Here is a 21,973-nt window from a genome sequence, read left to right on the forward strand (position 1 = left end):
GTCTGCCGCCCCCTCCTTTAGGGACGGGCGCTGCCGGGATGGTCCCAGCAGCGGCGGGCTTCGGCGGGCGAAACCACCAGTTCCAGCGGGCTTCCGTCCCAGTCGGAGCTGTTGTCCACCACCCAGGTCCTCGCCGGCCGCGGGTCCTCGGGACCGGCGGGCTCACCGGAATCGGCGCCGGGATCGGCGGGGTCGGCGGGCTCAAGGGGATCACCGGAATCGGCGCCGGGAACCTCCGCGTCTGAGGTGTCCATGCCGGCGCCGGGCCCGGGGCCGACGGCCGTGACGGTATCGCGCGGGACCGGAGTAACGGGGAGGGCTTTCTGATTTTCCGAATCGGCGCCGGCCGGAGGGGATCCGGGGCTTGGAAGTACGGGAAGCGGCCCGGTGCCTGCATCTTCGGCACTGATCCTCGTGGCCTGCTGCACCGCACTATTGCGCAGGATCCGCCGCACCAGTGCGCCCCCGGCGGCACTGAGACCCGCCGCGGTAAGGACGGCTGCGGAGGTTAACAGGGAGCGTTTCACATCGTTGCCTTCCTGGGATGCGGGAGTACATCGGTGCGGGAGCCGGACGCCGGGACAACTCCGGCCGCTCCTTGACGTTACGGCCGGTTTCGGTGCAGTGTCCAGAGTCCCGGGTGTCCGGGGCCCGGGCGCTAGGCTGTCTGGCATGAATGAGGAATTCCGTCCGGTCCGGACCATCACCCTGCCCACTGAAGAACTCCTGGAGGCCGTGAGCCCGCTGCCGGAAGGCATCCGTGCGGGTGTCTGGGACGTTGTGGGGGAGCCTGAGGGGCTCGCCTATGACGAGATCGACGCCGTCGTGCTGCCCTACGGTGCCGGCAGCGACTGGCAGGAAGCCCTGGACCGGGTGCCCAACCTGAAGATGCTGCAGGCCCAGTCCACCGGCTATGACGGCCTGCCCGAACTCGTGGGACCCGGCGTCGCCGTCGTCAGCGCCGCGGGAGTCCATGTGGCCGGTACCGCGGAGCTTGCCGTGGCCTTGATGCTGGCTTCGCTCCGCGGCGTGGACGCCGCGGTCCGCAATGCCCAAAGCGAAACCTGGGACAGCCGCCGTTTCCCGGGGCTGGCGGACCGGAGGGTCCTGCTGGTGGGGGTCGGCGGGATCGGTGCGGCCATCGCACAGCGGCTGGAGCCGTTCGAAGTCGAGCTGACGAGGGTGGGAAGCCGCGCGCGCACCGATGACCACGGTGCCGTCCATGGTGCGGAGGAGCTCGTGGAGCTCGCCGGCGATGCCGAGGTTCTGGTGGTGATCACTCCGCTGACCGAACACACGCACCATCTGGTCAACAAGGAGGTCCTCGCGGCGCTGCCGGACGGTGCACTTGTCGTCAACGTGGCACGCGGCCCCGTCGTCGACACCGATGCCCTGACCGCCGAAGTCCTGTCCGGCCGCCTGTATGCCGCACTCGACGTCGTTGATCCCGAACCGCTGCCGGCCGGCCATCCGCTGTGGCAGGCCCCGAACGCCCTCATCACCCCGCACGTGGGCGGGAACACCGGGGCCTTTGTGCCGCGGATCCGCAAACTGCTCAAGGAGCAGGTCGAGCGGCTGGGCCGGGGAGAGGAGCCCCTGAACCTGGTGCGGCGCGGCCCGTGGAGCTGATCGACGGCGGCCGCCCGGCCGGGTGACCCGGATCCGCCCGGCCGGGCGGACCCGGGGCTCAGGCCAGGGTCAGGAAGTGATCCACGAAGGCCCCGAAGTCCTCGAGGTCGGCGGCCTGCTCGATAATCCGCAGGCTGTCCCCGTACTCCGGGAGTGGGGCGCTCGCCTGCACCTGGAAGCGGAAGATGCGTCCGGTGTTTGTGCCGACCTCGAAGTCTCCGGTATTGACTTCCTCCGTGTGGGAGAGGTTCGTGGAGTTCACGGCTGTGGGAGGCTCGAGCCCGGCCAGGGTTGCGGTGTCGAACGGAGCGAACACGAGTTCTGCCGGACGCCAGCGGTAACCCACCACGTAGTAGTCCTCCGCCCCGTCGCCGCCGGGTCCGGCGCAGACCAGGTTGTAGTCGCCGTAGTTGGGAATCTGCGACTCGAACACATGCCGGAGCACTGCCTTGATGTCATCGCTGGAGGGCTGGTCGCGGAATGCTGGTGCCGAAGTCATTCCCCCAGTCTACGAACACCTGCCCCGATCGGCGGAAGTCCCGCCCGGGAAGACACCAGAGGAAACAGGGTCGTTCCACACTGTTCATGTCCCGTAACAACCGGCGCGTACGCCCGTCACATGCTCCGGGGAGCGGCGCACAGGTCCTAAGATCGAAACATGAGCTTGGAGAACACCCCTGACATCAAACCCCGCAGCCGAGTAGTCACCGACGGGATCCACGCAGCCCCGGCACGGGGCATGTTCCGCGCCGTGGGGATGGGAGACGACGATTTCGCCAAACCGCAGATCGGCGTCGCCAGTTCCTGGAACGAAATTACTCCCTGCAACCTCTCCCTGAACCGGCTGGCCCAGGGCGCCAAGGAAGGCGTCCACGCCGGCGGCGGATTCCCGATGCAGTTCGGCACCATTTCCGTGTCCGACGGTATTTCCATGGGGCACGAGGGCATGCACTTCTCCCTCGTATCCCGTGAGGTCATCGCCGACTCCGTGGAAACCGTGATGATGGCCGAGCGGCTGGACGGCTCCATCCTGCTGGCCGGCTGCGACAAGTCACTGCCCGGCATGCTCATGGCAGCGGCCCGCCTGGACCTCTCCAGCGTCTTCCTCTACGCCGGGTCGATCATGCCCGGCTTCGCCAAGATGGAAGACGGCACCGAGCGCGAGGTGACCCTCATCGACGCGTTCGAAGCAGTGGGCGCCTGCGCCGCGGGCAAGATGAGCCTGAAGGACCTGGACACCATTGAGCGCGCCATCTGCCCCGGCGAAGGTGCCTGCGGCGGCATGTACACCGCCAACACCATGGCCTGCATTGGCGAGGCGCTGGGCATGTCGCTGCCCGGCTCCGCCGCTCCGCCCTCGGCTGACCGCCGCCGCGACGAGTTTGCCCGCAAGTCCGGTGAAGCCGTGGTCAACCTGCTGCGCAAGGGCATCACCGCCCGCGACATCATGACCAAGAAGGCCTTCGAGAACGCCATTGCCGTCACCATGGCCTTCGGCGGGTCCACCAACGCCGTCCTGCACCTGCTCGCCATCGCCCGCGAAGCGCACGTGGACCTGACGCTGGAGGACTTCAACCGCATCGGCGACAGGATCCCGCACCTGGGCGATCTGAAGCCGTTTGGCCGCTACGTGATGCACGACGTCGACAAGATCGGCGGCGTGCCGGTCATCATGAAGGCACTGCTCGACGCCGGCCTGATCCACGGCGACTGCCTTACCGTCACGGGAAAGACCGTGGCCGAAAACCTGGCCTCCATCAATCCGCCGGATCCCGACGGCAAGGTCCTGCGCGCCATGGACAACCCGATACACAAGACCGGCGGCATCACCGTCCTGCACGGATCCATGGCACCGGAAGGCGCCGTGGTGAAGAGCGCCGGCTTCGACGCCGACATCTTCGAAGGCACCGCCCGCGTGTTCGAACGCGAGCAGGGCGCGCTGGATGCCCTCGACAACGGCGAAATCCACGCCGGCGACGTCGTCGTCATCCGGTATGAAGGGCCCAAGGGCGGCCCGGGCATGCGCGAAATGCTCGCCATCACCGGCGCCATCAAGGGCGCCGGCCTGGGCAAGGATGTCCTGCTGCTGACCGACGGCCGGTTCTCCGGCGGCACCACCGGCCTGTGCATCGGCCACGTGGCTCCGGAAGCGGTCGACGGCGGCCCCATCGCCTTCGTGAAGGACGGTGACCGGATCCGCGTGGACATCGCAGCCCGCAGCTTTGACCTGCTGGTGGACGCCGAAGAACTCGAAGCGCGCAAGGTTGGCTGGAAGCCGCTGCCCGGCAAGTTCACCACCGGCGTCCTGGGCAAGTACACCAAGCTGGTCAACTCGGCCTCCACCGGCGCGTACTGCGGGTGAAACCTCCCGGCTCGCAGGCGCTGAGCGCCTGCGAGCCGGGGCCCTCGGTTTCACCTTTATTAAGCCCTGCCGCCTTATGGAGGAAGGCACCCGCTGGCGCGGATGTCAGCGGGGCCGGCGGCGCGTCCATGATGCGGACCAGCTGTCCAAATAGTGAGACCCGGAACGGTTTCAGTTGACAGTGCCACAGGGGTTGGGAAGACTGAACGGTATGCAGATCGTACCCGTCGTCCTTACCAAGCGCGTGGCCTAACCGCCGAGCTTGCAAGAACGTCACGCGCGAACCCCTACGGAGCCAACCGGCACGAGGGGTTTTTTTATTGGCTTCAGACAAAGCACAAAAGCCGGCCCGGGCTAACCGTCCGGACGGCCGCCGCAGATCACATGAATAAGTATCCGTAAGGAAGTCTTTATGAGTAAGGGATCGCCAATCAGCCCGTCGCTGATGGCCAACAAGGCCAGCGTTGCCGCCAAGGCGGCCGCGGCCAAGACACGTGATGTGGCCTCTTCCATCTCCACCCCTCCGACGTCGTGGACAACCGGGTCCAGGGCCCCAACAACGTGGTTCCGCCCACCGAGATGACCGGTTCCAAGGCCATCGTCCGGGCGCTGGAAGAACTCGGAGTCGATGACATTTTCGGCCTGCCCGGCGGCGCGATCCTCCCGACCTATGACCCGCTCATGGACTCGACCAAGATTCGGCATATCCTGGTCCGCCACGAACAGGGCGCCGGCCACGCCGCCGAAGGCTATGCCATGGTCACCGGCCGCGCCGGTGTCTGCATCGCGACGTCGGGCCCGGGTGCCACCAACCTGGTGACCGCCATCGCCGACGCGCATATGGATTCCGTTCCCATGGTCGCGATCACCGGCCAGGTCTCCAGCGCCTTCATCGGCACCGATGCCTTCCAGGAAGCCGACATCGTGGGCATCACCATGCCCATCACCAAGCACTCCTACCTGGTGACCAACGCCGACGACATCCCCCGGGTCCTGGCCGAAGCGTTCCACATTGCCACCACGGGCCGCCCCGGCCCGGTGCTGGTGGACATCTCCAAGGACGCTCAGCAGGCCAAGACCATGTTCTCCTGGCCGCCCAGGATCGACCTCCCGGGTTACCGGACGGTGGTCCGCGGACACTCCAAACAGGTGCGCGAAGCCGCCCGCCTGATTGCTGCGTCCCAGCGGCCCGTGTTCTATGTGGGCGGCGGCGTGCTCAAGGCAGACGCCTCGGCCGAGCTCCTGGAACTGGCTGAACTGGTGGGTGCACCCGTCGTCACCACGCTCCAGGCCCGCGGAGTCTTCCCTGATTCGCACCGCCAGCACGCCGGCATGCCGGGCATGCACGGCTCGGTGTCCGCGGTCACCGCACTCCAGCAGTCCGACCTGCTCATCACGCTCGGCGCCCGCTTTGATGACCGCGTCACCGGCGTCCTGTCCTCCTTCGCTCCCGGCGCCAAGGTCATCCACGCCGACATCGACCCGGCGGAGATCTCGAAAAACCGTCCGGCGGACGTGCCGATCGTCGGATCCGTCAAGGAAATCATCCCGGAGCTGAGCGACGCCGTCCGCTTGCAGTTCGCCGAGGAACGTCCGGACATCGCTCCGTGGTGGGCCATTATCGACCGGCTCCGTGAAACCTATCCGATGGGCTTCAGCGAGCCCGAGGACGGACAGATTGCCCCGCAGAAGGTCATCGAGCGCATCGGCGCGCTCACCGGTCCGGAAGGCGTCTACGTGGCCGGGGTTGGCCAGCACCAAATGTGGGCCGCGCAGTTCATCAAGTACGAGCGTCCCCGCGCCTGGCTGAACTCGGGCGGCCTCGGCACCATGGGCTATTCGGTTCCGGCGGCCATGGGCGCCAAGGTCGGCAACCCGGACCGGGTGGTCTGGGCGATCGACGGCGACGGCTGCTTCCAGATGACCAACCAGGAACTGGCCACCTGCCTGATCAACAAGATCCCCATCAAGGTTGCCATCATCAACAACTCCTCCCTGGGCATGGTCCGGCAGTGGCAGACGCTCTTCTACGAGTCCCGCTACTCCAACACCGACCTGAACACCGGCCATGACACCGTCCGGGTTCCGGACTTCGTCAAGCTGGCCGATGCGTACGGCTGTGCCGGACTGCGCTGCGAGCGGGAGGAGGACATTGACGACACCATCCGCCAGGCGCTGGAGATCAATGACCGCCCCGTCGTCGTCGACTTCGTGGTCAGCCGCGATTCCATGGTGTGGCCGATGGTCCCCTCGGGCGTGTCCAACGACCTGATCCAGATTGCCCGCAACATGACACCCAAATGGGAAGAGGAGGACTAGGGCCATGGCACGCCACACCCTTTCCGTGCTGGTAGAAGACGTTCCCGGTGTCCTGACCCGGGTTGCGTCCCTGTTCGCCCGCCGGGCCTTCAACATCAATTCTTTGGCCGTGGGCCCCTCGGAGGTGCCCGGGTTCTCCCGCATCACCGTGGTGGTCGAGGCCGAGGGCGACCTGCTGGAGCAGGTCACCAAACAACTGAACAAGCTCGTCAATGTCATCAAGATTGTCGAGCTGGTTCCTGAGTCTTCCGTGCAACGCGACCACATCTTGGTCAAGGTTCGCGCGGATGCCGCAACCCGGCTGCAGGTAACCCAGGCAGCCGAGCTGTTCCGTTCTTCAGTGGTTGACGTGTCCACCGACTCGCTGATCGTTGAAGCCACAGGCACCGCCGAAAAGCTCAACGCACTCCTTGCAGTGCTTGAACCCTTTGGCATCCGCGAAATAGTCCAATCCGGAACCCTGGCGATCGGCCGCGGCGCGAAGTCCATGGGCGACCGCGCGCTGCGCAGCGCCTAGACTTCCGCCGGTTCCGCACCAACCTTCATCCAAGACACCTTTAGTAGGAGACACACTGTGACTGACATGTATTACGACGACGACGCCGACCTGTCCATCATCCAGGGACGCACCGTCGCGGTCATTGGCTACGGCAGCCAGGGCCACGCCCACGCACTCAGCCTCCGCGATTCCGGCGTCGACGTCCGCGTTGGCCTCAAGGAGGGCTCGAAGTCCCGCGCCAAGGCCGAAGCCGAAGGCCTCCGCGTGCTGAACGTCGCCGACGCCGTCGCCGAAGCCGACCTCATCATGGTGCTGACCCCGGACCAGGTGCAGCGCTTCGTGTACGCCGAGGACATCGCCCCGAACCTGCAGGCCGGCGACGCCCTGTTCTTCGGCCACGGCTTCAACATCCGCTACGGCTACATCCAGCCGCCGGCCGACGTCGACGTCGCGCTGGTTGCGCCTAAGGGACCGGGTCACATCGTCCGCCGCGAATTCGAAGCCGGGCGCGGTGTTCCCGACCTGATCGCCGTCGAGCAGAACCCGTCCGGCAAGGCCAAGGAACTTGCCCTGTCCTACGCCAAGGCCATTGGCGGCACCCGTGCCGGCGTCATCGAGACCACCTTCACCGAAGAGACCGAAACGGACCTCTTCGGCGAGCAGGCAGTGCTCTGCGGCGGCGCCTCGCAGCTGATCCAGTACGGCTTCGAGACCCTGACCGAGGCCGGCTACAAGCCGGAGGTCGCGTACTTCGAGGTGCTGCACGAGCTGAAGCTGATTGTTGACCTGATGGTGGAGGGCGGCATCGCCAAGCAGCGCTGGAGCGTTTCGGACACCGCCGAGTACGGCGACTACGTGTCCGGCCCGCGCGTCATCGACGAGCACGTGAAGGAAAACATGAAGGCTGTCCTGGCGGACATCCAGAACGGTGCCTTCGCCAAGCGTTTCATCGATGACCAGGACGCCGGAGCACCGGAGTTCAAGGCGCTGCGCCAGAAGGGCGAGGACCACCCGATCGAGTCCACGGGCCGCGAACTGCGCAAGCTGTTCTCCTGGATCAAGTCCGACGACGACTACACCGAGGGCTCCGTCTCCCGCTAAGCGTCAAATGAGCCGGGCAGGGAACCGGCAACGGTAACCTGCCGGTAATACAGCGCACACGATTGAGCGTGCGAAACAGCGAAACGATAAGCTCGAAGGAGCAAGCCGTTTCGGTGAGGAGGCCGGGCCCGGTTGAACGGGTCCGGCCTCTTTGCGCAGAAAATCGCTTCACCAAGATCCCCACCAGAATCCACCACAGCTAAAGAGGTCACCGGTGACAGCCACCAAACCCGTCGTACTCATTGCGGAAGAACTTTCCCCGGCCACGGTCCAGGCCCTGGGCCCGGACTTCGAAATCCGTTCCACCAACGGAGCGGACCGTTCGCAGCTGCTCGCCGCAATCGCCGACGTCGACGCCATCCTCGTGCGCTCCGCCACGCAGGTGGACGCCGAAGCCATCGCCGCCGCTCCCAAGCTCAAGGTCATTGCCCGCGCCGGCGTCGGCCTGGACAACGTGGACATCAAGGCTGCCACCCGGGCCGGTGTCATGGTGGTGAACGCCCCCACGTCCAACATCATTTCGGCGGCGGAACTGACCGTGGGCCACATTCTGTCCCTTGCCCGCCACATTCCGCAGGCCAGCACCGCCCTCAAGGGCGGGGAATGGAAGCGGTCCAAGTACTCCGGCATTGAACTGTTCGAGAAGAAGATCGGCATCATCGGCCTGGGCCGCATCGGCGCGCTCGTCGCTGCCCGGCTGCAGGGCTTCGGCACCGAGATCCTCGCGTATGACCCGTACGTCACCTCGGCCCGCGCGGCGCAGCTGAACGTGAAGCTGGTAACCCTGGATGAACTGCTGGGACAGGCCGACTTCGTCACCATCCACATGCCCAAGACCCCCGAAACCCTGGGCATGCTCGGCGCGGAGGCATTCGGGAAGATGAAGGACACCGCCTACGTGGTGAACGTTGCCCGCGGCGGCCTAGTGGATGAGGACGCCCTCTACACGGCGCTCACCGAGGGCAAAATTGCCGGCGCCGGCGTGGACGTCTTCGTGAAGGAACCCTCCACGGACCTGCCGTTCCAGTCCCTGGACAACGTCATCGTCACCCCGCACCTGGGTGCCTCCACCGAGGAAGCGCAGGAAAAGGCCGGCGTCTCGGTCGCCAAATCCGTCCGCCTGGCGCTGGCGGGTGAACTCGTGCCCGACGCCGTCAACGTAGCCGGCGGCGTCATCGCCGAAGACGTCCGCCCGGGCATTCCCCTGATCGAGAAGCTCGGCCGCATCTTCACCGCCCTGTCCCATGACTCGGTCACGGCGGTGGACATTGAAGTGGCCGGGGAAATTGCGGCGTTGGACGTTAAGGCCCTGGAACTGGCCGCGCTCAAGGGCATTTTCACCGACATCGTGTCCGAGCAGGTTTCCTACGTCAACGCTCCGGTCCTGGCCGAGCAGCGCGGCATCGAGGTGCGCCTGCTGACCACCCCGGAGGTGGATGACTACCGCAACGTGCTGACCATCCGCGGCGCGCTGTCCGACGGCTCGCAGCTGGAGGTGGCCGGCACCCTGACCGGCCCCAAGCAGATCGAAAAGCTCGTGGGCGTGAATGGCTACGACCTGGAAATCCCGATCAGCGAGCACCTGCTCGTGCTGATCTACGCCGACCGCCCCGGCGTCATCGGCGCCCTGGGCCGGATCCTGGGGGAGAAGGACATCAACATTGCCGGCATGCAGGTGGCCCGCAACACCGAGGGCGGCCAGGCCCTGTCGCTGCTGACCGTGGATTCCTCCGTTCCGCAGGACGTGCTGGAAACCCTGCGCACCGAAATCGGCGCCACAGTCGTCCGCGAGGTTGACCTGCAAGGCTGAGGCTAAGTTCCCGCGCCGCAGGGGCCGGTTCCGCTTCGGCGGGCCGGTCCCTGGCACGTCCGGGCTGTCTCCGCCCGGAGTAGGGGCGTGTCAGCCCGCAGTAGGAGGCGCCGTCCGCCGGATTCATGCCTGGCTCCGACGTCCCGGGCACCTGCCCCACGACAGCATGGAGTCATGACTTCCTCCATGTCCGGTGCGCCGCTGCTGGCCGCCGAAAACCTCGTCAAGACCTACAACGGGGCCCCCGCCCTGTCCGGTGTCAGCCTCACCGTCCGGCCCGGTGAATCCGTGGCCGTCATGGGTGCCTCCGGCTCCGGCAAGACCACCCTGCTGCATTGCCTGGCCGGCATTGTGCAGCCCGACGCCGGCCGGGTCCGGCTGTTCCGGGACGCCGCACTGCCCGTCGAGGTCACTGCCCTGAAGGACGATGCCCGGTCGGCCCTGCGCCGCCGGGACTTCGGATTCGTGTTCCAGCAGGGGCTGCTGATTCCCGAGCTCACCGCCGGGGAGAACGTGGCCCTGGCCCTTATGCTCGGCGGCACGGAACGCCGGCAGGCCGAGCAGGCAGCGGCCGGCGCGCTGGCCGCCCTGGGGTTGGCCGGCATGGAGGGACGGCGGATCGGTGAACTTTCCGGGGGACAGGCGCAGCGGGTGGCCATCGCCCGGGCACAGGTCACCGGCGCCCGGATGCTGTTCGCCGATGAGCCCACGGGTGCCCTGGATTCAAGCACCTCGGCGGAGGTGATGCGGCTGCTGCTGCAAACGGTCCAGGGCAGCGGACGTGCGCTGATGGTGGTCACCCATGATTCCGAGGTTGCACGCTGGTGCGGCCGGGTGATCACACTGGCCGACGGCGTCGTTGTCGCGGACACGGCCGGTGCGTCGGGAGTCCGCCGATGAGCACCGCCGCCTCCGCCCCGACCCGCGCGGTTCATGCCTCCCCGCTGACCGTTCCGCTGCGCATTGCCTGGCTGCTGAACCGCCCCGGCACCACCGGGAGGACCGCAGCCCTGCTGCCGGCGGCGTCGTTCGCCGTGGTCACCACGCTGCTGCTCACGGTCCTTGCCGGTGCCCTGTCCTTCCTGCAGTGGGGGGACAGGGATGGTGACCTTTATCTGCTCCTCGCCGGCTTTGCGCTCATCCTGCTGGTGCTTCCCCTGATCACCCTCGGCGGGTCCGCCGCGCGGCTCTCCGCCCGGCGCCGGGACGAGCACCTCTCCACCCTGCGCCTGCTCGGAGCCTCCGCCGCCACGGTCCGCCAGGTAACAGTGCTGGAAGCCGGTGCCCAGGCGCTCGCCGGAGCACTGGCCGGCGTGGCCGGCTATCTGGTGCTCGCGCCGTTTGTCCAGCTGATCCACTTCCGCGGAGCACCGCTGGGGGCGGCGTACTGGCTGCACCCGGCCGCGGGACTGCTCACAGTGGCGGTCGTGGTAGCCCTGGCAGCGGTCAGCTCCGCCGTCGGCCTGCGCCGGGTGGCCGTTTCGCCGCTGGGCGTCCGCACCCGTGCCGTCCCGCAACGGGTGCGCGGGCGCCGGGTGGCCGCGGCGGTGCTCATCATTGCAGGGTGCGTTTTCGCCCTCATGTCGCCCAGCGCGTCGGCGGTGGTGGCCCTGGCCGTGGTGTTCGGTGCCTTTGCCGCCGGACTGGCGGTCCTGAACCTGGCGGGGCCGTGGCTGGTGGCCGTTTCCGCGCGGCGGCGGCTGCGCCGGGCTGCGACACCGCAGGCACTGCTTGCCGCGCGGATTGTGCTTGATGCGCCGAAAGCGGCGTGGAGGCAGGTCAGCGCACTGTCCATGGTGTGTTTCACGGCGGTCGTCGCCGGATCCGGAGCCGCCCTTGTGCAGGGCGTACCGTCTGAAGGGCTCCAGGACTTCCTGGGCCAAGACATCATGACAGGCGTACTGATCACGGTGGTGGCCGGATTCCTCATGGTCGCCTGCTCCGCGGGCATCAACCAGGCGGCCACGGTGCTGGACCGGGCGGAGCTCTACCGGAGCCTTGACCGCATGGGCATGCCGCGCGGGGTCATCGACGCCGCCCGCATTGGCGCCGTGATGCAGCCGGTACTCCTGGTCAGCATCGTGTCGACGGCGGTCCCGGCACTGCTGCTGTTCCCCCTCACCGGAGCCGCGGTGCTGTTTGAGCCGCTGTCCATGGCCTTCCTGGCGGGCTCGCTCGCCGTCGGGGTGGCGCTGGTGCGGGCCGGACTCGCTGCCATGGGCCCGGTTTTGACCGGGGTGCTGGAAACCGGTTCCGGGCCACGGGGATAAATACGCTGGCCGCGGTGCGCGGCAACCATCATCCCTGCTGCGGTGTTTCTTGCCCCGGGTCGCGTTGAGCGCTTCGATGCGGCCGGTGCCCGTCAGACGCCGCCGGAACTGTCCGAAGCGACAACCGCGGGCGAAACAGGGTAATTTTCTTATGTGACTTCTTCCGATTCCAAGACCCCGTTCTACATCACCACGGCCATCTCCTATCCCAACGGAGTGCCCCATATCGGCCACGCGTACGAGGCCATTGCCACCGACGCGATGGCCCGCTTCAAGCGCCTGGACGGGTATGACGTCTTCTTCATGACCGGCACGGACGAGCACGGCCTGAAGATGCAGCAGTCCGCGGACAAGGAAGGCATCACCGCCAAGGAACTGGCCGACCGGAACTCCGCTGCTTTCCAGCAGATGAGCCGGGACCTGAACATTTCCCATGACCGCTTCATCCGCACCACGGACAAGGACCACTACGCTGCGGCGCAGGCCATCTGGAAGCGAATGGAGGAGAAGGGCGACATTTACCTCTCCAAGTACGCCGGCTGGTACTCCGTCCGGGACGAGGCCTACTACTCCGACGACGAAACCGAAGTGCGCGACGACGGCATCCGGTACTCCAAGGAGACGGACACCGAAGTGACGTGGACCGAGGAGGAAAGCTACTTCTTCCGGCTCTCCGCCTATCAGGACAAGCTGCTGGCACTGTACGAGTCCCAGCCGAACTTCGCCGCACCGCAGTCCAAGTTCAACGAGGTCATCAGCTTCGTCAAGGGCGGCCTGGAGGACCTGTCCATCTCCCGCACCACCTTCGACTGGGGCGTCCCGGTGCCGGGCAACCCTGAGCACGTCATGTACGTGTGGGTGGATGCCCTCACCAACTACCTCACCGGCGTCGGCTTCCCGAACACCGAGAGTGAATCTTTTAGAAGTACTGGCCGGCGGATGTGCACGTCATCGGCAAGGACATTTCCCGTTTCCACGCCATTTTCTGGCCGGCATTCCTGATGTCCGCGGACCTGGAACTGCCCAAGCGCGTGATGATCCACGGGTTCCTCCACAACAAGGGCGTGAAGATGTCCAAGTCCCTGGGCAACGTGGTGGCGCCCAGGGAATGGGCGGACCAGTACGGCCTGGACTCCGTGCGGTTCTTCCTGCTGCGCGAGGTGCCCTTCGGCGGCGACGGCTCCTACAGCCACGAGGCCGTGGTGGGACGGATGAACTCGGACCTGGCGAACAACCTGGGCAACCTGGCCCAGCGTTCCCTGTCTATGGTGGCCAAGAACTGCGGCGCGGCCGTTCCGCAGCCGGGGGAGTTCACCGCCGAGGACCGCGCCATACTGGATGCGGCCGGTGAGCTGCTGGACATCTCCCGCAAGGCCTACGACGTCCAGGACTTCCACGGTGCGCTCGAAGCCACCTGGAAGGTCCTCGGCGACACCAACGCGTACTTCGCCGAGCAGGCCCCCTGGGTGCTGCGGAAGACCGACGTCGAACGCATGAACACCGTGCTGTACGTGACGCTGGAGGTGCTGCGGATCGTGGCCGTCCTGATCCAGCCGGTGATGCCGGACAGCGCGGCCAAGCTGCTCACGGTCCTGGGCCAGGCCGACGACGGCGCCCGCCGGTTCAGCGCGATCGGCACCCCGCTGGTGCCGGGCACTCCGCTGCCGGCGCCGGCGCCCGTCTTCCCCAGGTATGAGGAACCCGCCGATTAGCTTCCCGTTACGGCCCACGAGTTAACGAAAAGGTGCTCCTCTTGTTGAGAGGAGCACCTTTTCGTTAGTACGCGGCCTGAGGCTGTTTCTGATTCAACAGGTCCAGCAGGTACTGGCCGTATCCGCTCTTGACCAGTGGAAGCGCCCGGGCATGCAGCTCCTCATCGCTGATGTTGCCCAAACGCCAGGAGATCTCTTCCGGGCAGCCCACTGAGAGGCCCTGACGCTTCTGGATGGTGCGGATGAAGTCAGATGCATCCTGGAGCGAGTCGAACGTTCCGGTGTCCAGCCACGCTGTGCCGCGGGGCAGGATCTCGACCTGAAGCTTTCCCTTCTCCATGTAGATACGATTCAGGTCGGTAATTTCCAACTCGCCCCGCGCAGAGGGCTTAAGGTTACGGGCAAACTCCACTACGTCGTTGTCGTAGAAATACAGGCCCGGAACTGCGTAATGGCTTTGGGCTGCGCGGGTTTCTCCTCGAGGGAGATGGCAGTTCCCGCTGCATCAAATTCCACGACGCCGTAAGAACCAGGGTCAGCGACCCAGTAACCAAAGACCGCGGCACCATCAATATCGGCGAAGCGCCGAAGCTGGGTTCCCATTCCCGATCCGTAGAAGATGTTGTCCCCCAGGACCAGTGCGACAGGGCCGTTTCCAATATGGTCTTCGCCCAGCAGAAATGCTTGTGCCAGGCCGTCGGGCGATGGCTGCTGCTTGTAGGTGATGCTGACGCCAAACTGACTTCCATCTCCGAGCAGCCGGACAAACTGCTCCGCATCATGAGGAGTGGTGATGACCAAAATGTCCTTGATGCCCGCAAGAATCAATGTGGAGAGGGGATAGTAAATCATCGGCTTGTCATATACGGGCACTAGCTGCTTGCTGACACCGAGGGTAAGGGGATGAAGCCTGGAGCCGGTTCCACCGGCCAATATGATTCCGCGCATGTGCTTATCTTGGGGGGTAATATATGTGGTTTCAATCACTTATCGTTGATCGCATGCAAAAACTTTTGGTGACCGGCGGGGCGGGTTTTATCGGGTCAAACTTTGTTCGTTATGTACTGGAGCACACCTACGCTCAAGTGACGGTGCTGGACAAGCTCACCTACGCCGGCAACCGTACCTCCCTGCAGGGCCTGGACCCGGCGCGCTTCACCCTGGTCGTGGGTGATATCTGTGACGCTGCCCTGGTGGATCCGCTGGTGGGCGAGGCCGACGTCGTGGTCCACTATGCGGCGGAGTCCCACAACGACAACTCCCTGCATGACCCGCGTCCCTTCCTGGACACGAACATCATCGGCACGTACACGCTGATCGAAGCGGCCCGGAAGCACGGCACCCGCTTCCACCACATCTCCACCGACGAGGTCTACGGCGACCTGGAACTGGATGATCCGGCACGGTTCACCGAAGCCACCCCATACAACCCTTCCAGCCCGTATTCCTCCACGAAGGCCGGCTCGGATCTGCTGGTGCGGGCCTGGGTCCGGTCCTTCGGGCTTCAGGCCACGATCAGCAACTGCTCGAACAACTACGGGCCGTTCCAGCACGTGGAGAAGTTCATTCCGCGCCAGATCACCAACGTGGTCGACGGCGTGCGGCCCAAGCTCTACGGTGCCGGGGAGAACGTGCGGGACTGGATCCACGCCAATGACCACTCCTCGGCCGTGCTGCGGATCATCGAGAAGGGCGAGATCGGACACACCTACCTGATCGGTGCCGACGGGGAGAAGAACAACAAGGACGTTGTGGAGCTGATCCTGACGCACATGGGACAGCCCGCGGACGCCTATGACCAGGTCATCGACCGTCCCGGCCACGACCTGCGCTACGCCATTGATTCCTCCAAGCTGCGCTCGGAGCTGGGCTGGGCGCCGGAGTTCTCCAATTTTGAGCAGGGTCTGGAGGAGACCGTTGCCTGGTACCGGGAGAACGAGGACTGGTGGCGGCCGCAGAAAGATGCCACCGAGGCCAAGTACAAGGTCCAGGGACAGTAAGGCCATGACCGTAGAATTCTCTAAGCCCCTGGCTGCCCACTCCACGCCCATTCCCGGGGTTGTTCTCTATGACCTGCCGGTGCACGGGGATAACCGGGGCTGGTTCAAGGAGAACTGGCAGCGGGAAAAGATGCTCGCGCTGGGGCTGGAAGACTTCGGGCCGGTGCAGAACAATATCTCCTTCAATGAGAAGGCCGGCACCACCCGCGGGATCCACGCCGAGCCGTGGGACAAGTACATTTCCGTGGCCACGGGCCGGATCTTCGGTGCGTGGGTGGACCTGCGCGAGGGCCCGTCCTTCGGCACCGTCTTTACCGCGGAGATGGGCCCGGACACGGCGATCTTCATTCCCCGCGGGGTGGGCAACGCCTTCCAGACGCTGGAGGACAACACCGCCTACACGTACCTGGTGAACGATCACTGGAGTGCCGATGCCCAGGGGCAGTACACGTTCCTGAACCTCGCCGACGAGACCGCGGCCATTCAGTGGCCGATCCCGCTGGAGCAGGCGGAGCTCTCGGATAAGGACAAGGCCCATCCGCGCCTGGCTGATGTGGTGCCGATGCCGCCGAAGAAGATCCTGGTCCTGGGCGCGGACGGGCAGCTGGGCCGGGCGCTGCGCGCGGAGTACGACGGCGACGGCCGGGTGGAGTTCCTCTCCCGCGCCGGTTTTGACCTCACCGACCCGGATTCCTTCACAGCCCGGAACTGGAAAACTACTCCACGGTGATCAACGCGGCCGCCTACACGGCCGTGGACACCGCTGAAACCCCTGCCGGGCGGGTGCCGGCGTGGGCCATCAATGCCGAAGCCGTGGCCCGGCTGGCCCGGATTGCCGTGGAACACCGGATCACGCTGGTGCACGTTTCCTCCGATTATGTTTTCGACGGCACTGTTGAGCCGCACCGCGAGGATGAACCGTTCTCGCCGCTGGGTGTTTACGGGCAGTCCAAGGCCGCCGGGGACACCGCAGTGGGGGCGGTGCCGGCGCACTATATTGTCCGCACGTCCTGGGTCATTGGTGAGGGCGGCAATTTCGTGAAGACCATGGCATCGCTGGCCGCGCGGGGATCGCTCCGTCAGTGGTCGATGACCAGATCGGCCGGCTCACGTTCACCGAGGACCTGGCCGCCGGTATCCGGCATCTGCTGGACACCGGCGCCCCGTACGGCACGTACAACCTGACGAACAGCGGGGCTGCGATGTCCTGGGCCGAGGTTGCCCGTGAGGTGTTCCGTCTGTCGGGGGCTTCGCCGGAAGCGGTGACCGGTGTGTCCACGGCCGAGTACTTTGCGGGCAAGGAGCATGTGGCTCCGCGGCCGCTGCTCTCCACCCTGAACTTGGACAAACTCACCGGCACGGGGTTTGTGTCCGGCCTGCCTGTAAACGGCTGGAAGCCTATGTGCGCCGCCTAAGCGAGAATTAGATTTCTGAGGCCGGCACGGATAAGCGCCGGCCTCAGAACAGTAGAGTCTGGACCCTTAGCGGACCTGGCCGGTGAGGAAACGCGCCGGAGCCGTTTCCTCCATCACGCGGGCAACGGCGTCCTGCTGCCGGCCGGCCATGTCGATCATTTCCCGCAGCCGGGCGGGGTTGAACCGATGGTCGTGCGCAGACAGGGACAGCAGGGTCCGGTACAGGCATTCCTTGGCCCGCACAATGGACTGCAGTGTTTCGAGTTCGAACTGTCCCGTTGTTCCGCCGCCGGTGCTGAGCGGATTGATCGGGCCCAGCCGTCCAGTGACCGCCCCTGCCGTGGCCACCAGGTGCTTGAACTTGCTCCGGCGGTAACCCAGGGTAATGATCAGCTGCTCGAGCTCGTCGCGCTCCCCGGAAATTTCGTTCTCCAGATCCGCGAAGGTCTGTTCATATTTTGACCCGGCCCACGTCCGGCGCGCCGCACTGAAGAGCCGTACTCCGGTTTCCGCGGCGAGCAGATGATCATCCAGATAAGCGGACAGGGACGCGTGCTCGAGTTTCCAGACGGTTCCGGCTTCGGACATGGTGTGCTCCTTCAACTAGTGCTGATCAGTTTGCTGATTATCCTGTCAGATCCCCGCACCTGCCGCGAGTTCGCGGGCCGGGCCGGCCCGTGGGTTCCCGGCCTCAAGGCTTGGGAACCCACGGCTGTCATGCGGCTGCCGGTTAGTCCGCGGCCAGCCCGGCCACCGGGGAGAGCCGTGCGGCACGGCGGGCCGGCAACACCGACGCCGCGAGCCCGGCCACCAGCGCGACGGCCAAGACGGCGCCCAGCTGAAGCCAGGGGACCGCCGGAACCACTGCGGCGAGGGTACCCAGTGCCGACTGCACCCCCAGCCACCCGTAAAGCGCTCCGAGCGCAGAGCCGAACAGTGCTGCCACACCGGCGATCAGCACTGCCTCGAGCGCCAGCATGCCCCGCAGTTGCCCCCGGGTCAGGCCCAGTGCCCGCAGCAGCGAGGATTCGCGGGTACGTTCCAGCACCGACAGGGACAGCGTGTTCGCCACACCCACCAAGGCGATCAGGACAGCCACACCCAGCAGGCCCGTCACCACCATCAGCAGGACGTCGATTACCTGTTCAAAGGCCGCCCGGATGACGGCAGCCCCGGAGACCTGGTAGTCCTCGATCCCCAGCGTGCGAACCAGTTCGGACTGCAGGCCGATCAGTTCCGGGTTACTCAGGTCCTCGGTGGCGATCCACAGTTCCGGTACCGGTGACCACGCCTCGGGGTCCTTCAGGTCCGGAACACCGCCCAGGGCCTGAGCGGTTTCAGCCGTGATCAGCGGCACCATCTCTCTGTTGCCGGTCTCGATGACGTTCAACACCAGGTCCGATTTGGCGCCGCGGACAGTGAGGGAGGTGGCATCGGTTCCCTGGGGCATGACGATTGAACCAGGCTGGGGCACAGCACCCGGGTCCCGCAGGACAGCCGATTCATCAGGGTCGAGGACATGCACGCCCTCTTCCCAGCCGCCGAAGTCCACCAGCCCGGCGACCGGCAGCAGGACAGCGTCCTCCACCCCGTCCACAGTGCGGGCGGCAGCGGCATCGGCCTCAGACAGCGGCGAACCGTGCAGGGTGCCGAAGACATTCACGTCCACCGGATACTCCTTGTCCAGTGCTCCTCGAAGGCGGACCGGGACGTGGCGGCGCCGGTCATCATCATGGTCACCAGGGTCACGCCGATCAGCAGGGCGCTGGAGGTTGCTGCCGTGCGCTGCGGATTGCGGATGGCGTTCACTGCCGCCAGCTTGCCGGGCACACCCAGCGGGGCGGCAAGCGATCCCACGGCGCGGACCAGCGGCGGGATGAAAAGCGTCCCACACATCAGGATGCCGACAAAGCTGAGGATGCCGCCGGGCAGGGCGATCAGCAGGTTGGCTGAAACGGCACCTGCCCCAAGGAGCAGTCCGCCTCCCACGGTGAGTACCAGCCCGGAGACCAGACGGGCCCGGCCCTTCCGGGTTCCGGCCCGGACATCCTCGGCAGGGCGCAGCGCGGCCAGCGGGGAGACTGCCGTCGCGGCGCGGGCCGGCACCAGCGCTGAAAGGACCGTCAGCAGGATACCGACTCCCAGGCCGGCGGCAACGGCCAGCGGGGAAACGGCCAAGGTGGCAAAACCGGATTCCGGTATGGTCCGGAGGTAGGCCACGATGGCCGACATGAGGCCGATCGCGACGCCAACGCCAAGAATGGAGGCGACCACTCCCACCACCAGCGCCTCAACCATCACCGAGCGGCGGATCTGGGCGCGGTCCGCTCCGATGCAGCGCAGCAGGGCCAGTTCACGGGTGCGCTGGGCCACCAGCACCGAGAAGGTGTTGGAAACCACCAAGGCACAGACCAGCAGTGCCACCGCCGCGAAGGCCAGCAGGACTATGGTTAGCTGATCGCTGCCACCGGTGAAGGAATCCACCGTGTAGTTGGTTTGTTCCTCCACCGTGCGTACTGCCACACCACGTGTTCCGGCGTCGGCAAACGCCTGCTCCAGGTCAGTCTGGACAGCGCGGACAGCGGCACCGTCGCTGACCCCCAGCTGGATGCTCGAGAATCCGTACTCCGGATCCGCGTACTCTGCCACCACAGCATCCTCTGCATACAGCTGGGCAGCGCCCATCATCAGCGGGTCCCGTGATTCGGCCAGGATGGCGCTGACCACCAGTTCCCGGTCTTCCCCGGCAGCCGTATCCTGCTGTGTACTGATGCCCAGCGAAGACCCTACGGACAGGTCCAGCCGGTCGGCAGTGGCACCATCCACCGCCACTTCATCCGGCCCCGCCGGCAGGTTGCCCTCTTGAACCTCCACCGGCAGCAGGGACGGGTCATCCGGGATGTTGGTGAGCTGTCCGGAGCTTGAGGCGCCGTCGGTGTTGAACAGGATGTACGCTGCGCGGACGGCATAGGTTTCAGCGACCCCGGAGGAACCGCGGACCAGGGACACCTCGTCATCGTCCAACACCGTGAAACCCTGGTCCTCCTCGACGTATTGTGCGGTAAGAACCAGGTCGGCGTTGCGGAACCCTTCTCCAATGCTCTGCGTTAGTGAAGCCTTGGATGAGGAATTGATGATCAGGGTTGCCGTCAGGAAGCCGACGGCGATCATCACGGCCAGGGAAACGGCGATGAAGCGGCGGGCATTCAGGCGCACCTGCGCCAGGGCTACCTGCAGCATGCTTATGCCCCCAGTTTGGTCAGGGCGGCGAGCACGGACTCGGGGGTCGGCTGCGCCAGTTCCCCGACGAGCTCGCCGTCGTTCATCAGGACCACCCGGTCGGCATAGGACGCGGCCACCGGATCGTGGGTCACCATGATGATGCTTTGGCCCATTTCCCGGGTCGAGCGGCGCAGCAGGGACAGCACCTCGGCGCCGGACTTGGAGTCCAGGTTGCCGGTGGGCTCGTCGCCGAAGACCACGTGCGGGCGGGTCAGCAGGGCGCGGGCGACGGCGACGCGCTGCTGCTGGCCGCCGGACAGCTCATGCGGGCGGTGGCTGAGCCGGCCGGTCAGTCCCAGGGTGTCGGTGATTTCTGCCAGCCAGGGCCGGTCCACCTTGCCGTTGGCCAGGGCTACGGGGAGCGTGATGTTCTGTTCGGCGGTGAGGGTGGGCACCAGGTTGAAGGACTGGAAGACGAAACCAACGCTGTCCCGGCGCAGGCGGGTGAGCTCGGCGTCCTTGAGCGCTGTGATTTCGGTGCCGCCGATCCAGATCCGGCCGGAGTCGGCGGTGTCGAGGCCTGCGAGGCAGTGCATGAGGGTGGATTTGCCGGAACCGGATGGTCCCATGATGGCGGTGAAGGTTCCGGCTTCGAACGTAACGTCCACGTTCCGCAGGGCGTGGACTGTGGTGTCCCCGGAGCCGTAGGTCTTGTTCAGTGCGGCCGCGGCAGCGGCGGCTGTGGAGCCGCCGGGCACGGATGAGTGCTCAGTAAGGGTTGTCATGCTCCCTACGTTATGTGCTGGCCTGTTCCCGGAGCATCGGAGGAAGGGCGGGGATCGGGCGGCCCCTTCTCATACCGTGGGTGGAAGCTGGCCGGCCGGCGCCCGGGCTACGGGGCGACAATACCGGTCTCGTACGCGATGACCACAGCCTGCACCCGGTCGCGGGCGCCGAGCTTCGCCAGGATGTGGCCAACATGGGTTTTGACCGTGGCATCGGAGAGGAACAGATGCGCGGCGATTTCCGGATTGGACAGGCCCTGCGCGATCAGTCCGAACACTTCGCGCTCGCGGGGGGTGAGGCGTTCGACGTCGGCCGCGTGCCGGCTGACGTCAGCGGTGGGTTCACGGAGCAGCGGCGCCACATGGTCCAGCAGCCGGCGGGTGGTCGAGGGTGCTATCACGGCGTCGCCGCGGTAGACGGTGCGGATGGCGTCCAGGAGTTCCTCCGGGGGAGCGTCCTTGAGCAGGAAACCGCTGGCCCCGGCGCGGATCGCGGAGAGGGCATATTCGTCCAGGTCGAAGGTGGTCAGCACCACCACCTTCAGGTCTCCGTCCGTGGATCCTTTGCGCTGGGCTGCGGCGCGCTCCAGGAGCCGGGCGGTCGCTTCGATGCCGTCCATGCCGGGCATGCGCACATCCATGAGGACGACGTCGGCGCGCACGGCGGAGAGTGCCTGTACCGCTTCGCTGCCGTTTCCGGCCTCGGCCACCACCGTGAGGTCGGGCTGGGAGTTGATCAGCATCTTGAAGCCGCCGCGCACCAGCTGCTGGTCATCCACCAGGGCAACGCGGATCGGGCCGGCTCCGGTGTCGCTGCTGTCGGAAGGGGCGGGCTGGGTGCCGGACATG

15 protein-coding genes and 4 pseudogenes are annotated in these 21,973 nt (G+C 66.1%); 11 read left to right on the top strand and 8 right to left on the bottom strand.

Features of this window, described 5'->3' with window-relative positions:
* Positions 1–17: 17 nt before the first annotated feature.
* Positions 18–527, bottom strand: a complete 510-nt coding sequence (locus OL239_RS06805) for a hypothetical protein (protein WP_268911231.1) — start codon at positions 525–527, stop codon at positions 18–20.
* 145 nt (positions 528–672) lie between these two features.
* On the opposite strand from OL239_RS06805, the gene OL239_RS06810 reads away from it, so the two are divergent.
* On the top strand, positions 673–1,629 hold the full coding sequence (locus OL239_RS06810; protein WP_268911232.1) for a 2-hydroxyacid dehydrogenase: 957 nt from the start codon (positions 673–675) through the stop codon (positions 1,627–1,629).
* A gap of 58 nt (positions 1,630–1,687) precedes the next feature.
* On the opposite strand, the gene OL239_RS06815 is transcribed toward OL239_RS06810, so the two are convergent.
* Positions 1,688–2,128: a hypothetical protein gene (locus tag OL239_RS06815; protein ID WP_268911233.1), complete on the bottom strand. Its 441-nt coding sequence runs from the start codon at positions 2,126–2,128 to the stop codon at positions 1,688–1,690.
* Positions 2,129–2,287: 159 nt separating this feature from the next.
* On the opposite strand from OL239_RS06815, the gene ilvD reads away from it, so the two are divergent.
* From ilvD to metG, 8 genes and pseudogenes are all read left to right on the top strand, one after another.
* Positions 2,288–3,991: a dihydroxy-acid dehydratase gene (gene ilvD, locus OL239_RS06820; RefSeq protein WP_268911234.1), complete on the top strand. Its 1,704-nt coding sequence runs from the start codon at positions 2,288–2,290 to the stop codon at positions 3,989–3,991.
* A gap of 412 nt (positions 3,992–4,403) precedes the next feature.
* Positions 4,404–6,310, top strand: a pseudogene (locus tag OL239_RS06825) (acetolactate synthase large subunit).
* 4 nt (positions 6,311–6,314) lie between these two features.
* Positions 6,315–6,827, top strand: coding sequence for an acetolactate synthase small subunit (gene ilvN, locus OL239_RS06830; protein WP_268911235.1), 513 nt, complete (start codon positions 6,315–6,317; stop codon positions 6,825–6,827).
* Positions 6,828–6,884: 57 nt separating this feature from the next.
* A complete protein-coding gene (ilvC, locus tag OL239_RS06835; RefSeq protein WP_268911236.1) occupies positions 6,885–7,910 on the top strand; it encodes a ketol-acid reductoisomerase in 1,026 nt (341 codons plus the stop codon).
* 214 nt (positions 7,911–8,124) lie between these two features.
* Positions 8,125–9,720, top strand: a complete 1,596-nt coding sequence (gene serA / locus OL239_RS06840) for a phosphoglycerate dehydrogenase (RefSeq protein ID WP_268911237.1) — start codon at positions 8,125–8,127, stop codon at positions 9,718–9,720.
* 174 nt (positions 9,721–9,894) lie between these two features.
* Positions 9,895–10,620, top strand: a complete 726-nt coding sequence (locus OL239_RS06845) for an ABC transporter ATP-binding protein (protein ID WP_268911238.1) — start codon at positions 9,895–9,897, stop codon at positions 10,618–10,620.
* A complete protein-coding gene (locus OL239_RS06850; RefSeq protein WP_268911239.1) occupies positions 10,617–11,990 on the top strand; it encodes an FtsX-like permease family protein in 1,374 nt (457 codons plus the stop codon). Before OL239_RS06845 ends, OL239_RS06850 begins: the two co-directional genes overlap by 4 nt.
* 153 nt (positions 11,991–12,143) lie before the next feature.
* A pseudogene (gene metG / locus OL239_RS06855) lies at positions 12,144–13,702 on the top strand (methionine--tRNA ligase).
* A 64-nt stretch (positions 13,703–13,766) separates the two neighbouring features.
* On the opposite strand, the pseudogene rfbA reads toward metG, so the two are convergent.
* A pseudogene (gene rfbA, locus OL239_RS06860) lies at positions 13,767–14,650 on the bottom strand (glucose-1-phosphate thymidylyltransferase RfbA).
* A 53-nt stretch (positions 14,651–14,703) separates the two neighbouring features.
* Between rfbA and rfbB the strand changes: the two are divergent.
* The gene (gene rfbB, locus OL239_RS06865) at positions 14,704–15,702 is read left to right on the top strand and encodes a dTDP-glucose 4,6-dehydratase (RefSeq protein WP_268911240.1); all 999 of its coding nucleotides are present in this window, start codon (positions 14,704–14,706) and stop codon (positions 15,700–15,702) included.
* 4 nt (positions 15,703–15,706) lie between these two features.
* A pseudogene (locus OL239_RS06870) lies at positions 15,707–17,128 on the top strand (sugar nucleotide-binding protein).
* Between the two features lie 55 nt (positions 17,129–17,183).
* On the opposite strand, the gene OL239_RS06875 reads toward OL239_RS06870, so the two are convergent.
* The 5 genes from OL239_RS06875 to OL239_RS06895 all read right to left on the bottom strand — a co-directional run bounded on the left by OL239_RS06875 (position 17,184) and on the right by OL239_RS06895 (position 21,972).
* A complete protein-coding gene (locus tag OL239_RS06875) occupies positions 17,184–17,705 on the bottom strand; it encodes a hypothetical protein (RefSeq protein ID WP_268911241.1) in 522 nt (173 codons plus the stop codon).
* Between the two features lie 142 nt (positions 17,706–17,847).
* Positions 17,848–18,786, bottom strand: coding sequence for an FtsX-like permease family protein (locus OL239_RS06880; protein WP_268911242.1), 939 nt, complete (start codon positions 18,784–18,786; stop codon positions 17,848–17,850).
* Positions 18,777–20,357 (bottom strand): FtsX-like permease family protein, encoded by a 1,581-nt coding sequence (locus OL239_RS06885; RefSeq protein ID WP_268911243.1) that lies wholly within the window; start codon positions 20,355–20,357, stop codon positions 18,777–18,779. Before OL239_RS06885 ends, OL239_RS06880 begins: the two co-directional genes overlap by 10 nt.
* A 2-nt stretch (positions 20,358–20,359) precedes the next feature.
* Positions 20,360–21,124 (bottom strand): ABC transporter ATP-binding protein, encoded by a 765-nt coding sequence (locus tag OL239_RS06890; RefSeq protein WP_268911244.1) that lies wholly within the window; start codon positions 21,122–21,124, stop codon positions 20,360–20,362.
* 107 nt (positions 21,125–21,231) lie between these two features.
* The gene (locus tag OL239_RS06895) at positions 21,232–21,972 is read right to left on the bottom strand and encodes a response regulator (protein WP_268911245.1); all 741 of its coding nucleotides are present in this window, start codon (positions 21,970–21,972) and stop codon (positions 21,232–21,234) included.
* Position 21,973 lies beyond the last annotated feature (1 nt).

Origin of the sequence: Arthrobacter sp. ATA002, from assembly GCF_026898095.1 — a bacterium.
Taxonomy (GTDB): domain Bacteria; phylum Actinomycetota; class Actinomycetes; order Actinomycetales; family Micrococcaceae; genus Arthrobacter_B.

Bases quoted from the DNA above. Each gene is read 5' to 3' on its own strand.
- ilvN (WP_268911235.1), top strand. From the start codon at position 6,315: ATGGCACGCCACACCCTTTCCGTGCTGGTAGAAGACGTTCCCGGTGTC.
- rfbB (WP_268911240.1), top strand. From the start codon at position 14,704: ATGCAAAAACTTTTGGTGACCGGCGGGGCGGGTTTTATCGGGTCAAAC.
- OL239_RS06810 (WP_268911232.1), top strand. From the start codon at position 673: ATGAATGAGGAATTCCGTCCGGTCCGGACCATCACCCTGCCCACTGAA.
- OL239_RS06850 (WP_268911239.1), top strand. From the start codon at position 10,617: ATGAGCACCGCCGCCTCCGCCCCGACCCGCGCGGTTCATGCCTCCCCG.
- OL239_RS06885 (WP_268911243.1), bottom strand. From the start codon at position 20,357: ATGCTGCAGGTAGCCCTGGCGCAGGTGCGCCTGAATGCCCGCCGCTTC.
- OL239_RS06845 (WP_268911238.1), top strand. From the start codon at position 9,895: ATGACTTCCTCCATGTCCGGTGCGCCGCTGCTGGCCGCCGAAAACCTC.
- ilvD (WP_268911234.1), top strand. From the start codon at position 2,288: ATGAGCTTGGAGAACACCCCTGACATCAAACCCCGCAGCCGAGTAGTC.
- OL239_RS06895 (WP_268911245.1), bottom strand. From the start codon at position 21,972: ATGTCCGGCACCCAGCCCGCCCCTTCCGACAGCAGCGACACCGGAGCC.
- OL239_RS06875 (WP_268911241.1), bottom strand. From the start codon at position 17,705: ATGTCCGAAGCCGGAACCGTCTGGAAACTCGAGCACGCGTCCCTGTCC.
- OL239_RS06890 (WP_268911244.1), bottom strand. From the start codon at position 21,124: ATGACAACCCTTACTGAGCACTCATCCGTGCCCGGCGGCTCCACAGCC.
- OL239_RS06815 (WP_268911233.1), bottom strand. From the start codon at position 2,128: ATGACTTCGGCACCAGCATTCCGCGACCAGCCCTCCAGCGATGACATC.